14 protein-coding genes are annotated in these 13,371 nt (G+C 70.5%); 4 read left to right on the top strand and 10 right to left on the bottom strand.

All coding sequences use genetic code 11. The features are described 5' to 3' along the window. Positions 1-7: 7 nt before the first annotated feature. The 5 genes from Taqua_RS04670 to Taqua_RS04650 all read right to left on the bottom strand — a co-directional run bounded on the left by Taqua_RS04670 (position 8) and on the right by Taqua_RS04650 (position 3,688). Positions 8-529 carry a GlcNAc-transferase family protein gene (locus Taqua_RS04670; protein ID WP_144325190.1) on the bottom strand — a complete coding sequence of 174 codons (522 nt, stop codon included), beginning with the start codon at positions 527-529 and terminating at the stop codon, positions 8-10. A gap of 120 nt (positions 530-649) precedes the next feature. Then, on the bottom strand, positions 650-2,380 hold the full coding sequence (ptsP, locus tag Taqua_RS04665; protein ID WP_144325188.1) for a phosphoenolpyruvate--protein phosphotransferase: 1,731 nt from the start codon (positions 2,378-2,380) through the stop codon (positions 650-652). After that, positions 2,377-2,646, bottom strand: coding sequence for an HPr family phosphocarrier protein (locus Taqua_RS04660; RefSeq protein WP_144325186.1), 270 nt, complete (start codon positions 2,644-2,646; stop codon positions 2,377-2,379). The genes ptsP and Taqua_RS04660 overlap by 4 nt, the downstream gene beginning before the upstream one ends. 43 nt (positions 2,647-2,689) lie before the next feature. After that, positions 2,690-3,097: a PTS sugar transporter subunit IIA gene (locus Taqua_RS04655; RefSeq protein WP_144325184.1), complete on the bottom strand. Its 408-nt coding sequence runs from the start codon at positions 3,095-3,097 to the stop codon at positions 2,690-2,692. A gap of 9 nt (positions 3,098-3,106) precedes the next feature. Continuing rightward, positions 3,107-3,688: a hypothetical protein gene (locus Taqua_RS04650; RefSeq protein ID WP_144325183.1), complete on the bottom strand. Its 582-nt coding sequence runs from the start codon at positions 3,686-3,688 to the stop codon at positions 3,107-3,109. Positions 3,689-3,714: 26 nt separating this feature from the next. On the opposite strand from Taqua_RS04650, the gene Taqua_RS04645 reads away from it, so the two are divergent. Next, positions 3,715-4,155: a thioredoxin family protein gene (locus tag Taqua_RS04645; protein ID WP_144325181.1), complete on the top strand. Its 441-nt coding sequence runs from the start codon at positions 3,715-3,717 to the stop codon at positions 4,153-4,155. Between the two features lie 6 nt (positions 4,156-4,161). Here the strand turns inward: Taqua_RS04645 and Taqua_RS04640 are convergent, their stop codons facing one another. Genes Taqua_RS04640 through Taqua_RS04625 form a run of 4 tightly spaced genes read right to left on the bottom strand, consistent with a single transcriptional unit; the run spans position 4,162 to position 10,904 of the window. Further along, entirely contained in the window at positions 4,162-5,124 is a 963-nt protein-coding gene (locus tag Taqua_RS04640) for a diguanylate cyclase domain-containing protein (RefSeq protein ID WP_144325179.1), read from the bottom strand. Continuing rightward, positions 5,111-6,331 (bottom strand): response regulator, encoded by a 1,221-nt coding sequence (locus tag Taqua_RS04635; protein ID WP_144325177.1) that lies wholly within the window; start codon positions 6,329-6,331, stop codon positions 5,111-5,113. The genes Taqua_RS04640 and Taqua_RS04635 overlap by 14 nt, the downstream gene beginning before the upstream one ends. An 18-nt stretch (positions 6,332-6,349) precedes the next feature. Then, positions 6,350-10,492 (bottom strand): PAS domain S-box protein, encoded by a 4,143-nt coding sequence (locus Taqua_RS04630; RefSeq protein ID WP_144325175.1) that lies wholly within the window; start codon positions 10,490-10,492, stop codon positions 6,350-6,352. A gap of 19 nt (positions 10,493-10,511) precedes the next feature. Continuing rightward, positions 10,512-10,904 (bottom strand): response regulator, encoded by a 393-nt coding sequence (locus Taqua_RS04625; RefSeq protein ID WP_185969557.1) that lies wholly within the window; start codon positions 10,902-10,904, stop codon positions 10,512-10,514. A gap of 81 nt (positions 10,905-10,985) precedes the next feature. On the opposite strand from Taqua_RS04625, the gene Taqua_RS04620 reads away from it, so the two are divergent. After that, positions 10,986-11,480 carry a TlpA family protein disulfide reductase gene (locus Taqua_RS04620; protein WP_144325171.1) on the top strand — a complete coding sequence of 165 codons (495 nt, stop codon included), beginning with the start codon at positions 10,986-10,988 and terminating at the stop codon, positions 11,478-11,480. 24 nt (positions 11,481-11,504) lie between these two features. Here Taqua_RS04620 and Taqua_RS04615 read toward each other — a convergent pair whose 3' ends face one another. Continuing rightward, entirely contained in the window at positions 11,505-11,951 is a 447-nt protein-coding gene (locus Taqua_RS04615; RefSeq protein WP_144325169.1) for a c-type cytochrome, read from the bottom strand. A 116-nt stretch (positions 11,952-12,067) separates the two neighbouring features. On the opposite strand from Taqua_RS04615, the gene Taqua_RS04610 reads away from it, so the two are divergent. Further along, positions 12,068-12,745 carry a cytochrome b/b6 domain-containing protein gene (locus Taqua_RS04610; protein WP_144325167.1) on the top strand — a complete coding sequence of 226 codons (678 nt, stop codon included), beginning with the start codon at positions 12,068-12,070 and terminating at the stop codon, positions 12,743-12,745. Between the two features lie 43 nt (positions 12,746-12,788). Further along, positions 12,789-13,371: AAA family ATPase (locus tag Taqua_RS04605; RefSeq protein ID WP_185969556.1), on the top strand; the 583-nt coding region annotated here is incomplete at its 3' end.

Raw genomic sequence — 13,371 nt, 5'->3', positions numbered from 1 at the left:
GTTTACGTCATGCCTCACAAAGACGCGGCCGCATCGTGCGCGACGTGAAGTCCACCCCCGCCAACACCTCGAAGTCGGCCAGCGGCCGGTCCGTGCCCAGCCCGTAGCGGTCGATCTGCGCCAGCGCGGCCGGGTCGGTGGGCGCTTGGCCCGCCAGCAGGTGGCGCACCCGCGCGAAAGACAGGGCGTTGAGCCGCGTCCAGTCGCGGTTGTCCTGCCAGTGCTTGGGGCGCCCGCGGTCGTGCGTGTAGTCGTGGTACAGCAGCACGTCGTTGGGGGCGTACACGTCCCAGCCGTGCGTATACAACCGCGCCGACAGCGTGGACTCCTCGCCGTGGAAGTACAGATGTGGGTCGTACGGCGTCAGGCGGCCATCGACCATCGGCAACCCTGCGGTCACGCCCTCCGCGCTGTTGGTGCGCCCGTGGGCGCGCGCCACGACGAGCAAACACGCCAGCAACGGGTCGGGCTGGCCCACGGGGGGCGGGGTGGGTGCAACCGGCGCCGCAGGGCTGGCGGACTCGGCCATGCCAAGGTCTCCTGATGGGACAGCCCGGCGCTGGGCCGGGCGTGCGGCGACGCCGCCCACCACCACCCGCCACGCCGGTATGAAGTGATGAAAATGAGTGTAACAGCGTTGCGGGCCGCTTCAGCCCACCAGCAGCGCCGCCGGCTCGTCGCTGGCCACCACCTGTTGCGCCCACGCCTGCAGCTTGCGTGTGTCGCTGCGCAGCACCTGCTGCTTGACCGGCAGGATCTGTGTCGGGTGCATCGAAAAGCTGCGCAACCCCAGCCCCAGCAGCAGCCGCGTCAGCGTCACATCACCAGCCATTTCGCCACAGACGCTGACCGGCTTGCCCGCCTCGCGCGCGGCGGCGATGGTGTCGGCCACCATGCGCAGCACCGCCGGATGCAGCGGGTCGTACAGGTGCGCCACCGACTCGTCGACACGGTCGATGGCCAGCGCGTACTGGATCAGGTCGTTGGTGCCGATCGACACGAAGTCCACGTGCGGCAGGAACATGCGCACCGCCAGCGCGGCGGCGGGCACCTCGATCATGACCCCCAGGCGCACCGGGCCATAGACGGCGCCCCGGTGGTCGAGCTGCTCGCGCGCCTTGGCCAGCATCGTGTGCACCTGGCGGATTTCACGCAGGTGCGCCACCATCGGGATAAGGATGTTGACGCGCCCGTGGGCCGCCGCGCGCAGGATGGCGCGCAGCTGCGTCAGGAACATGGCTGGCTCGGCCAGGCTCCAGCGGATCGCGCGCAGCCCCAGCGCCGGGTTCAGGTGCTCGTCACGCCGGTGGTGGTCCAGCGGCTTGTCGGCGCCGACGTCGACGGTGCGGATCGTCACCGGCAGCCCGTGCATGCCCTCCACCGCGCGGCGGTAGGCGTCGTACTGTTCCTCCTCGTCGGGCAGGTGGCCGCCGCGCCCCATGAACAGAAATTCGGTGCGAAACAGGCCCACGCCCACCGTGCCGACGGCCAGTGCCGGCAGCGTGTCCTCCGGCAGCTCGATGTTGGCCAGCAGCTCGATGCGCTGCCCGTCCAGCGTCACCGCGGGGGTGTTCTTGATGCGGGTGAGCTTTTCGCGCTCCACCTCGCCTTGGCGCTGCTTGTAGCCGTACTCGGCCAGCATCATCGGCGTGGGGTTGACGATCAGCACGCCCGCGTCACCGTCGATGATGACCAGGTCGTCTTGCTGCACCCACTGGCTGGCGTTGCGCACGCCCACCACCGCGGGGATTTCCAGGCTGCGCGCCACGATCGCCGTGTGGCTGGTGCGGCCACCGACGTCGGTGACGAAACCAGCAAACACGCCGTGCTTGAAGTGCAGCATGTCCGCCGGCGAGAGGTCGTGCGCCACCAGCACCAACGCCTCGCCCTCGGCGCTGGGGGTGGGGGCGTGCGCCAGCGGCGACGGTGCGCCTTGCAGCACGCGCAGCATGCGCTCCACCACCTGCTCCAGGTCGGCCCGGCGCTCGCGCAGGTAGGGGTCTTCCATCTCGTCGAACTGGCGCGCCACCACCTCCAGCTGCGCGGTCAGCGCCCACTCGGCGTTGTAGTGGCGCTCGCTCACCCAGTGCTTGACGCCCTCTTGCAGCTGCTCGTCTTGCAGCAGCATCAGGTGCACCTCCAGCAGCGCCGCCAGCTCGGCGTGGGCGCCCACCCCGTCGTGCGCCAGGCCGTGACGAAGCCGCTGCAGGTCGTCGATGACGGTGTCGCGCGCGCGGCGCAAGCGCGCCATCTCATCAGAAACCTGCTCGGGCGCGATGAAGTAGTGCGCCACGTCCACCCGGCTGGCCGCCGCCAGCACCGCGCGGCCGATGGCCACGCCGCGTGACACCGCCTGCCCGTGCAGCGTGAAGGTGGTCATTCCCCTTCTCCGAATCGGTCGGCGATCAGCGCCAGGATGGCCTGCATCGCCTCGTCTTCCTGCGGTCCGTCGGTTTCGATCTCGACCGTGCTGCCCAGCCCAGCAGCCAGCATCATCACCCCCATGATGCTTTTGGCGTTGATGCGCCGGCCGGCGCGGCTCATCCACACTTCGCACGGGTAGCTGGCCGCCAGTTTGGTCAGTTTGGCCGCGGCGCGCGCGTGCAGACCGAGCTTGTTGCAGATGGTGGCGCTTTGCTTGAGCATGGTGAACCGCGTGGAGCTTGTGGATGGACGCAGGGCGGGTGCGTTACGGGGCGGGCGGGGGCGGGCTGGGCGGCACCAGCGGCATCACCCCCTGCGTGCCGCCGTTGGTGGCGCGCACCACCAGCGCGTCGATCGGTTCGTGGCGGTAGGTGACGGCGCGCAGCAGCATCGGCAGGTTGACGCCGGCCACCACGCGGGTGTGCGCGCCGTCGCCCAACTGGGCGGCGACGTTGCCGGGGGTCGCGCCCACAAGGTCGGTCAGCACCAGCGTGTCGTCGGCGCCGTGCAACGCGATCAGCGCGCGCGCCTGCGCCAGCGTGACCTCGGGCGGCTGGTCCGGGGGCACGTCCAGCGCATCGACCACGCGCTGCGCCTCCGGGAAAACGTGCAACACGCACTGGCGCAGGGCCGAGGCCAGCGGCGCGTGGGCGATGACGAGAATAACGTTCACGGTCTGTGATTATGGGCCAGCGGCGCGCCACGCGACGGCGCCCCAAAACGCCTCGGCCTGCGCCTGCGGCAGCGGCTGCGCCCCGCCGTAGACGGCCGCCTGCAGCAGCCAGCCGCCGCGCGCGCTGTAGTGCAGTTGCGCCAGCACCGCGCGGCCGTCCGGCGCCTGCCCGTGCCCGCGCACACAGCGCTGCTGCGCAGCGCCGCGCGCCTGGCAGGGCTGCTCGAGCCAACCCGGCGGCAGCGCGTCACCCTCGGGCGCCACCCCCAGCGTGGCCCAACTGGCGCGCAGCCAGTGGGTCATCGCCTGGGTGGCGGCCGCCTCGTGCGGCAGGCGCGCTTCGGCCAGCACCCAGGTGCGCCCGTCCGCCGTGCAGCTCAGCACCCGCAACGGCACCGGCGGCTGCCCGGGCCCCAGCAACGGCACGGCGCGCTCGCCCTGTTCGGGCTTGCACGGCAGCAGCGCCTGCACCGGCGCGCTCAGTGGCGCGGTGCGCCAGTCCAGCGCGGCGCTGCACGACACCAGCACGGCGCCCAGCAACACCGCGCCCCCCCGGGCCGCACGGATCTTCGATTCGTCGCACAATCGCATACCACCATCGTAGCCGAGGTCGCCGCATGAGCACCGCCACCCCCACCGCCACCGCACTGGGCGCCGATGCCCTGCCGACCCCTGCTTCGCTGCCGCAGGCGGCGGCCGCCGCGCGCGCGCAGGGCGAACCGCTGGTGGTGATGGTGACGCTGCGCGGCTGCGCGTTTTGCGACATCGTGCGGCGCCACCACCTGCTGCCGATGCTGCGCCGCGGCGAGGTGCATGCGGTGCAGGTGGATATGCTGGACCGCAGCACGGCGCTGCAGGGCTTCGACGGCCAGCCGACCACCGGCTACGCGCTGGCGCGGGCGTGGCGCGTCAGCGTGGCGCCCACGCTGTTGTTCGTCGACGAACGTGGCCGCGAGCTGGCCGAACGTCTGGAAGGCATGGGCCTGGCCGACTTTTACGGACCGTACCTGGAGCAGCGTTTGCAGCAGGCGCGCCAGCGGCTGCGCGCGCGGCGCTGAGGCGCGTCAGCCGCCCTCCTGGCCCAGCACGGCGGCGCACACCCGTGCACGGCCCAGGCGCTTGGCCTCGTACAACTGGGCGTCGGCCAAGCCCAGCAGCAACGCCGGTTGCCACCCGGGGTGCGCCGGGCCGCGGCGTGTGGCCACGCCCATGCTGGCGGTCAGCACGCCACCGACGGCCCCTTGCCGGTGGGGAATGCCCAGCGCCCGCACCTCGGCCAGCAGCGCCTCGGCCAGCGCGCGCGCGTCGTCGGCGTCGGTGTCGGGCAACAGGCAGGCAAACTCCTCGCCACCGTAGCGCGCCACCAAATCGGTGCTGCGGCGCACGTGCTCGCGCAGGCATGCGGCCACAAGGCGCAGCGCATCGTCGCCAGCTTGGTGCCCGTAGAGGTCGTTGTAGGCCTTGAAGTGGTCGACGTCGACCAGGATCAGGCTCAGCGCCGAGCCGTGGCGCTGCGCGCGCGCCCACTCGATGGCCAGCCGCTGGTCGAGCTGGCGCCGGTTGGCCACGCCGGTCAGTCCATCGACGTAGGCCAGTGTGCGCAACAGGTCCGTCTGGAACTTCAGCGTCAGATGGGTGCGCACCCGCGCGCGCACGACGCTGGGGTTGATGGGCTTGGGGATGAAGTCCACCGCGCCGGCTTCCAGGCAGCGCGTCTCGATATCCTCGCCGCCGCGCGCGGTGACGAAAATCACCGGGATGTCGGCCGTGTCGCGCTGCTGGCGCAGGCGCGCCAGCACCTCGAAGCCGTCGAGGCCGTCCATCACGACGTCGAGCAGGATCAGGTCGGGCAGCTGCTCGCTGGCGACCTTGAGCGCCTGCTCGCCGCCGGTGGCCATGAACAGTTGGTACTCGCCCGCCAGCGTGCGGTACAGCACCTGCAGCTGCACCGGCTGGTCGTCCACCAGCAGCAGGCGCGGCTTGCGCGCCGGCCACGCCGACGGCGGGGTGTGTTCAGGTGCCACCATCGCCTTGCCCCACGCCGTCCAGCAGCGCCTGCGCGGCAGCGCGCGCGGCCTCGAAGTCCATCGCTTCCATCGCCTGGTGCAGCGGCGCCCAGCGCGGGTCGCCCGCCACGGCGGCGTCGGCCATCAGGCTGTCGTGCAGCTCCAGCGCCTCCATGTCGCTGGCGGCCAGCAGCGTCACCAGGCGCTGCAGCGTCTCGCGCCAGCGCGCCGGGTCGGCCGCCTGGGCCTGCTCGGTGGCCGCCGCTGCAGTCGGCTCGGGCGGCGCCAGGCCACGCGCCACCAGCTGCGCCAGCACCCGTTGCAAGGCCTGTGCGCTGGCCTGCAGCTCCTCGGCCAGCGGCGGCCACCACGGCGGCACGGCCTGCGCCTGTGGGGCGCCGTCGGCCAACGCCTGTTTGACGGCCCGCTCGGCCTCGGCGGCACGCGCGGCCAGCCGCGTGGCACCGACGGTGGCCGCGGTGCCTTTGAGCGTGTGCAGCAGCGCCGCCAGCGCGGCATCGGGCGCTTGGCCAAGCTTGGCATCGAGCTGCGCCTGCGTGTGCGGCAGGCCCTGCACAAAGCCACGCACGATGCGCTGGTACAGCAGCGGGTCACCGCCCAGCCGCTGCAAGGCGCCGGGCACATCGACCCGGTCAGCGTCCGGCCACGGCTCAGCCAACGCCTGCGCGTCGACGGCGGGGGCCTGCGGCGTTGGCGCTGCGGGGGCATCAGTGTCGCCCCGCACGGCGTGCGGCGCCCAATGCAACAGCACGCGCACCAACTGGTCGATGGCAAACGGTTTGCCCACATGGTCGTTCATACCCGCCGCCAGGCACGCTTCGCGGTCGCTGGCCATGGCGTTGGCGGTCATCGCGACGATGGGCAGCGCGGTCAAGCCCAGCTGGGTGCGGATGGCCTGCGTGGCCTGCAGGCCGTCCATCACCGGCATTTGCATGTCCATCAGCACCACGTCCCACGCCTGGGGATGGGCCATGAGCTGGTCCAGCGCCGCCTGGCCGTGCTCGGCCACGGTGACCTCGGCGCCTTCGCGTTGCAGCAGCTCGCGCGCCACTTGCTGGTTGATGACGTTGTCCTCCACCAGCAGCACGCGCATGCCGGCCAGCCGCCGCGCACCCGCCACGGGCGCCGGCGCCGGCGTGCCGTGGGCGCTGGCGTGCGCTTGGCGCACCGCCCCCAGCAGCATCGAGGCGGTGACGGGCTTGACCACAAAACCGTCCAGCGCCGCCTACCGCTCGGGCGGCACGTCGGCCAGCACCTCGCGCCCGCTGGCGGTGACCATCACCACCGCCACGCGCGCGGCCAGCGCCGGGTCGCCGCGCAGCGTTTGCGCCAGCGCCAAGCCATCCATGCCGGGCATGGCCCAATCGACGAAGACCACGTCGTACGGCACCGCGGCGCTGCGTACACGCTGCTGCGCAGCCTCGGCGTCGGCCACGGCGTCGCAGGTCCAGCCAAGCTGGTGCACCGCCGCGCACAGCAGCTCGCGCGCCTGCGGGTGGTCGTCCACCACCAGGCAGCGCAGGCCCAACAACTCCGGCGGCACGCCGTCGGCGGCCAGCGCGGCGGGCACCTCGCGCGCCACCGGCAGCTCGACTTCGAAGGCAAACGTGCTGCCCTGCCCGGGGGTGCTTTGCACGCCCAGGTCGCCGCCCATCATTTGCACCAAACGGCGGCTGATGGCCAAGCCCAGCCCCGTGCCGCCGAAGCGGCGCGTGGTGGCCGCCTCGGCCTGCTGAAACGGCGTGAACAGGCGCGCTTGTGCCTCCGGCGCGATGCCGATGCCGGTGTCGATGACGGCGATGCGCAACCGCACACGCTGGCGGCCGTCGGGGTCGGTGTGGCGCTGCAACAGGCGCGCCTGCACGGTGACGCTGCCGCTGGGCGTGAATTTGATGGCGTTGCCGGCCAGGTTGATGAGCACCTGCTGCAGCCGCATCGCGTCGCCCACCAGCACGCGCGGGATGGCGGGGTCGAGGTCGTACAGCAGCTCCAGCCGCTTGCCTTTGAGGCTGGCGGCCATGATGGTGGCCAAGTCGCGCCACAGGCGGTCGATGGCAAACGGCTCGGGGTCCAGCTCCAGCTTGCCGGCTTCGATCTTGGAAAAGTCCAAGATGTCGTTGAGGATGCCCAGCAGCGACTTGGCAGCAGACTCGGCCTTTTCGGCGTAGTCGCGCTGGCGCGCATCCAACGCCGTGCCCAGCAACAATTGCAGCATGCCCAGCACGGCGTTCATCGGCGTGCGGATTTCGTGGCTCATGTTGGCCACGAACTGGCTCTTGGCGCGGCTGGCGTCCTCCGCCGCGCGACGGGCGTTTTCCAGCTCGGTGACGTCGTAGCGCAGGCCCACGTGCAGGCCGCTGGCGGTGTTGCGCTCGACGATGCGCAGCGCTTGGCCGGTTGGAAGGTGCACGACACGGTCGGTGGTGCCGGCACGAAAGTCGGCCAGCCGCTGCTGCAGCCACGCCTCGGGTTCGGCGCCATCAAGGTCGATGCTGCGCCGCTCGACGCCGGTGCGGATGAAGGTCTCAAACGTCACGCCGGGCTGCAGGATGTCGGTCAGCACCGCGTGCATCTGGTAGAAGCGGTCGTTGGCCCACAACAGCCGCTCCTGGGCATCGAACACCGACAGCGCCGCCCCCGCCGCGTCCAGCGCGCTGATGAGCAAGTCGCGGTTGTCCTCGGCGGCACGGCGGGCGTTTTCCAGCTCGGTGACGTCGATGCGAAAGCCCACCGTGTAGCCTTCGGGCGTGCGCCGCTCGACGATGCGCAGCACCCGCCCGTCGGCCAGCCGCTGGACGAAGTCGTCGTTGGCGGCGCGGTGGCGCTGCAGGCGCTCGGCCACCCAGGCGTCCACGCGCCCCACCGCCTCGGCATATTGACCACGTTCAGCGCCGTAGCGGATGATTTCTTCGAACGTGCGCCCTGGCTCCAGCATCGGCGCCGACACGGCGTAGATCTGCCGGTAGCGCTCGTTGCAAAACACCAGTCGGTCGTGCTCGTCGTACAGCGCAAAACCGTCGGGCAGGGTCTCGATGGCGCTGCGCAACAAGGCCTCGGCGCGCGCCGCCGCTTCCTCGGCCACCTTGAGGTCGGTGATGTCCAGGGTGGTGCCGTACACCTCGCGCGCGCGGCCTGCGGCATCACGCTCGAACACCTGGCCACGCGCACGCACCCACATCCAGTGGCCGTCGGTGTGGCGCAGACGCAGCGTGTACTCGAAGCTGTCGCTCAAACCGTCGGCGTACACCTGCAGCGCCAACATCGCGCCGGGCAGGTCGTCCGGGTGCACGTGCTCCACCCAGACCGCCTCCGCCAGCCGCAGCGGGCCAGCCTCCGGGCGCCCCACCAGCCGCAGCCAGCGCATATCGACCTCGATCTCACCGCTGTCAGGCTGCCACACCCAGGTGCCTGCGCCGGTGGCGCGCACGATATTTTCCAGCCGTCGGCGGCTGGCCGCCAGCGCCGCCTCCACCTGCTTGCGTGGCGTGATGTCGAAGCAGATCGACAGGTGGCGCTCGATGTGCTCCTGCGCGTCGAACAGCGGCGCGACGATGCTGTCGACCCAGTACAGGCGGCCGTCCTTGGCGCGGTTGCAGATTTCGCCTCGCCACGCCCGGCCGCTGCGGATCGTGCGCCAGAAGTCGTCCCAGAACGCCGCGTCGTGGTGGCCGGAGTTGATGATGTTGTGTGGCGCGCCAATGAGCTCGTCGCGGGCGTAGCCGCTGATGGCGCAAAACGCCTCGTTGACGTCGACGATGGTGCCGTCGGGTGCCACTTGGCTAACGATGGCGTGCTCGCTCACGGTGCGCATCAGGCCTTGGGCTTCGGCCAGCGCAGCCTGCAGGCGCTCTTGCGTGCGCACGCGCTCGGTAACGTCCACCTCCACCGCCATGAAGCCGGTGCACACACCGGCCGCATCGTGCAGCGCAATCAACTCGATGTTGACCCAATACCGTCGCTCATCCTTGGCGCGGTTGAGGATGTCGACCTCACAGCCCTGGCCGTGCTGCACCGCCGCGCGCAACGTGGCCACCGCCGCCGGGTCGGTTTCGGGGCACTGCAGCAACCGCCCCGGAATTTGCCCCAGCAGCTCGGCGCGCGTGTAGCCGGTCAGTTGCTCGCAGGCGTCGTTGACCCATTCGACGCGCCCGGCGCGGTCGGCGATGATGATGCCGTTGTGCGTGTGGCGCGCCACCAACGACAGGCGCTGCACGTCGCTTTGCAGCAAACGCAGCTGCTCGCGCTCGGCGCGGCGCAGGCGAAACACCGCCATCGTCGACCATCCCGCCAACAACGCCACCGGCAGCGCACCCACGCCGACGATCGCCGCCGCCACCGGCTGCCACTGCCGCTCCAGCGCCGGCGTGCTGCGCACCCCCAGCTCGTAGCGCCGCCCGGCCAGCTCGACGCTGCGCTGCGCGCCCGCCCACGCGCCATCCAACCCGTTCTGCCCCGCCAACCCACGCTGAACGCCACCGTGGCGGTCACTGTCCAACAGATCCACGCCGCGCGGCCCATCCAGCACCACAGGTTGTCCTGGTGGCGCGTCGCTGGCTGCGCGCGGTGCCTCGGGATCGATCCAGTGCCAGTCGTAGCGCTCGCCGGTCAAGCCGGCTTGGCGCGCCAGCGCCTGCGCCGGCACCCCCAACACGGCAAACCCTTGCAGGGCCTCCCAACGCTGCTCGACGCTGGCGGGCGTCCACCCGCCACGGTACATCGGCAACACGAGCAACAGCCCGTACTCGTCGCGCGCGGTGTTGGCCAGCCACAGCGGCGCGGTCACCACGAGCTCACCGGTGGCCGCCGCCTGCTGCATGGCCTGCCAGCGCAGTGGGTCGCTGGCCAATTCCAACCCGATCAGGTGTTCTTGCCCGCTCGGTTCGATCCAATCGATCAGGTAACGGTCGCGCGCCGGGTCGTCGTGGGGGCGCAGCAACCGGTAGCGCACCTCCACCGGCAGACCACGTCGGCGGGCCTGAGCCAGCCAATCCGCCACCTCGCCCGATGGCACCCGGCGCACAAACGCCAATCCGCTGGTGGCCGGGTAGCGCTCGGGCAGCCCCAGCGGCCCCACGTACGCGCGCGCCGCGCGCCAGTCGGCCTCGGGCTGGGCATGCAGCCAGCCACGCACCCCCAGCAGCAGCGCGCCGTAACGGTCGAACGTGGCTTGCAACCGCGCTAGCGCACCGTCAAGTTCGTGGTCCAGGTAGGTTTGCAGCTCGGTGCGGGCACGCTGCTGCAGCCAGACCGACACGCCCAACCCCAGCGCCAGCACCAGCAGCGCCGCCAGCACCGCCACCCACCCGGGACCGCCCCAGCGAAGGCGCTCCAGCACCGCGTCGTGGTCGACGGGGACTGCACGCGCCATGGACCGCCCCCTCGCCCGCTCACTTCACCACACGGGCCAACTCCGCCGCCAGCCGCTGGCCATCCAGCGGCTTGGCCACGTAGCCATCAGCCCCCGCCTCGAGCAGGCGGCGCCGATCCTCCGGCATGTCGTAGGCGGTGACCATGATGACCGGTGTGTGCCGCAGGCCCGCTTCGCGCTGCCGCAGCAAGGCCAACGCTTCGATGCCGTCCATGCCTGGCATCGTCACGTCCAGCAGCACGACGTCGAACCTTTGCGCCTGCAACGCCTCCAACGTTTTGTGGCCGTCAGTGACGAGCACGCCGCTGTGCCCCATGTCGCGCAGCAAGCGCGCCGCCAGGCGCAGGTTGAGCGGGTTGTCATCGGCCACCAACACGCGCAGCGACCGCATCGCAGAGGGGTTCGTGGTCATGGCGCCATCGTACCCGCAAATGCCGGTTGACCAAGCATGCGCCGCGTTGCGTTGGACCCACATCACCGGATAATTGGCACGATGAACATCCGATTGCGCCCCTGGCTGTTGGCCGCACCGTTGCTGGCCCCGCTGGGCACCCTGTGGGGGTGTTCCAGCGCGGAGCGCGCGCCGGCCTCGACCTTCCACCTGCTGGATGGCCGCACCCTGACCTCGGCCGAGCTGCAGGGCAAGGTGCTGCTGGTCAATTTTTGGGCCACCACCTGCGCCACCTGCGTCAAGGAGATGCCGCTGCTGGTGCAAACGCACCAGCGCTTCGCGGCCCGCGGCTTCGAGACCATCGCGGTGGCGATGAGCTACGACCCGCCGGAATGGGTGGCCAATTTCACGCGCACCCGCCAGCTGCCGTTCCTGGTCGCCCTCGACAAGGACGGCACGTTGGCGCGCGACTGGGGCGACATCAAGCTAACCCCTACCACCTACATCGTGGACCGGCAGGGGCGCATCGTCAAACGCTACGTGGGCGAGCCCGAGCCAGCCGCGCTGCACCAACTGCTGGAGCAACTGCTGGCCTGACGCGCGCCGCTCACGCCCGCTGGATCACTCGCGGTAAGCGTCGTGGCAGGCTTTGCAGGTGGCCGCGGCGTCACCAAAGGTCTTTTTGATGGCGTCGAGGTTGCCCGTGCGCGCCGCCGCATCGAGGTCGGCCACGGCCTTCATCATCTTGTCCGCACCGGCGCGCACCTTGCCCATCTCCATCCAAGCTTCGGGTTTGGTGCGGCTTTTGACCTTTTCGGTGTCGGGCGTGAAGCCCGCCCACGGCAGCTTGGACAGCGTGACCACCAGCGCCGCGTTTTCCTGCGCCACCTTGGCGTCAAACGGGGCCTTGCCCTGCACCATCGCACCGATGCGGCCGAAGTGCGCCGCCATCACGGTGAACGCCGCCTGACGGTATTTGACCGCGTCTTCGGGTTTTTGGAACTGCGCGTGGGCACCCGCACTCAACACCAAGGCTATGGCCGCCACGGCCAGCGAACGCATTTTCATGAAAAACCTCCTGCAAAACGGTTGGAGACGGTACGGTGGCGTACACCGTACAGTGTATGCTGATGCACGCCGCCGTGCTCGGTTCCCCGCACCCCCAATTTGACCATCTGACCGCCATGCGTAACCCGTCGCCCCCTGCACTGGTTCCCGTCCGGATTTGGGACCTGCCCACCCGCTTGTTCCATTGGCTGCTCGTGCTGGCCGTCGTGGGCTTGATCATCACCGGCAACCTGGGGGGCAACTGGATGGTGTGGCACGCCCGCCTGGGCCTGACGGTGCTGGCGCTGCTGGTGTTTCGCGTCGCCTGGGGCCTGGTGGGCGGCCGCTGGTCGCGCTTTGCCAGCTTTGCCTACAGCCCACGCAAGTTGATCCACTACCTACGTGGCCGCGCGGCCGCCAACGGTGTTGGCCACTCGCCGTTGGGCGCGCTGTCGGTGTGGGCCATGCTGGCGGTGCTGACGGTGCAAGTCGGCACGGGCCTGGTCACCGACGACGAAATCGCCTTCACCGGCCCGTTGGCGCGCTTGGTCGAGACCAGCACGGCGCTGGCCGCGACCGCCTGGCACAAAGGGCCTGGCAAGCTGGCGCTGCTGGCGCTGATCGGCCTGCACGTGGTGGCGATCGTCGTGTACCACCTGCGCGGCAAGCGGCTGGTGCCACCGATGCTGCACGGCGACAAGCTGCTGCCCCCGGGCACCCCGGGCAGCCGCGACGACGCACGCCAGCGCCTGCTGGCCCTGGTGTTGGCGTTGGGCTCGGGCGCACTGGCGGTGTGGGTGGGTTCGCTCGGATGAGGGGGCGCTTGGTCGGCACACGCGGTCACGCTAGCATCACGGCATGGACCAACGCCGCAAGCTGCCGATCGGCATCCAGACTCTGCGCGACATCCGCGACGGGGGTTACTACTACGTCGACAAGACGCCGCTGGTGGCGCAGCTGGCCAACAGCGGCAAGTACTACTTCCTGTCGCGCCCGCGGCGCTTTGGCAAGTCGCTGCTGATCGACACCATTGCTGCGGCCTTTGCCGGCCAGCGCACGCTGTTCGAAGGCGGCGCCGCCGCCGTGGCGCTGGGGGTGGATGCAGCGGCTGCCCAGCGACCGCGGCTGTTTCTGGCCGACCACTGGGACTGGGGCCGGCGCCACCCGGTCATCCGCCTCAGCTTTGCCGAAGGGCGACTGCAGCAAGCCGACAAACTCGACGCGCACATCCACCATCAGCTCAGCGCCAACGCCAGGACGCTGGGCATCGAGCTGCCTGATGCAGGCCACGACCCGCACATTCGGTTCCACGAGCTCATCACCCGCGCCGCCGAGGCGCACGGCCAACAGGCCGTGGTGCTGGTCGACGAATACGACAAGCCGATCCTCGACAACCTCGAAGCCCCTGAGGTCGCGCGTGCGATGCGCGAGGGGTTGAGAA

It is taken from the genome of Tepidimonas aquatica (genome assembly GCF_007556585.1).
Taxonomy (GTDB): Bacteria; Pseudomonadota; Gammaproteobacteria; order Burkholderiales; family Burkholderiaceae_C; genus Tepidimonas; species Tepidimonas aquatica.
The sequence above is the reverse complement of the archived record's forward strand: the minus strand, read 5'-3'. Positions and strand labels throughout refer to the sequence as shown.

Excerpts from the sequence above, each read along its gene's own strand:
- Taqua_RS04670 (WP_144325190.1), bottom strand. The coding sequence starts at position 529 with ATGGCCGAGTCCGCCAGCCCTGCGGCGCCGGTTGCACCCACCCCGCCC.
- ptsP (WP_144325188.1), bottom strand. The coding sequence starts at position 2,380 with ATGACCACCTTCACGCTGCACGGGCAGGCGGTGTCACGCGGCGTGGCC.
- Taqua_RS04660 (WP_144325186.1), bottom strand. The coding sequence starts at position 2,646 with ATGCTCAAGCAAAGCGCCACCATCTGCAACAAGCTCGGTCTGCACGCG.
- Taqua_RS04650 (WP_144325183.1), bottom strand. The coding sequence starts at position 3,688 with ATGCGATTGTGCGACGAATCGAAGATCCGTGCGGCCCGGGGGGGCGCG.
- Taqua_RS04645 (WP_144325181.1), top strand. The coding sequence starts at position 3,715 with ATGAGCACCGCCACCCCCACCGCCACCGCACTGGGCGCCGATGCCCTG.
- Taqua_RS04640 (WP_144325179.1), bottom strand. The coding sequence starts at position 5,124 with ATGGTGGCACCTGAACACACCCCGCCGTCGGCGTGGCCGGCGCGCAAG.
- Taqua_RS04630 (WP_144325175.1), bottom strand. The coding sequence starts at position 10,492 with ATGGCGCGTGCAGTCCCCGTCGACCACGACGCGGTGCTGGAGCGCCTT.
- Taqua_RS04625 (WP_185969557.1), bottom strand. The coding sequence starts at position 10,904 with ATGACCACGAACCCCTCTGCGATGCGGTCGCTGCGCGTGTTGGTGGCC.
- Taqua_RS04620 (WP_144325171.1), top strand. The coding sequence starts at position 10,986 with ATGAACATCCGATTGCGCCCCTGGCTGTTGGCCGCACCGTTGCTGGCC.
- Taqua_RS04615 (WP_144325169.1), bottom strand. The coding sequence starts at position 11,951 with ATGAAAATGCGTTCGCTGGCCGTGGCGGCCATAGCCTTGGTGTTGAGT.
- Taqua_RS04610 (WP_144325167.1), top strand. The coding sequence starts at position 12,068 with ATGCGTAACCCGTCGCCCCCTGCACTGGTTCCCGTCCGGATTTGGGAC.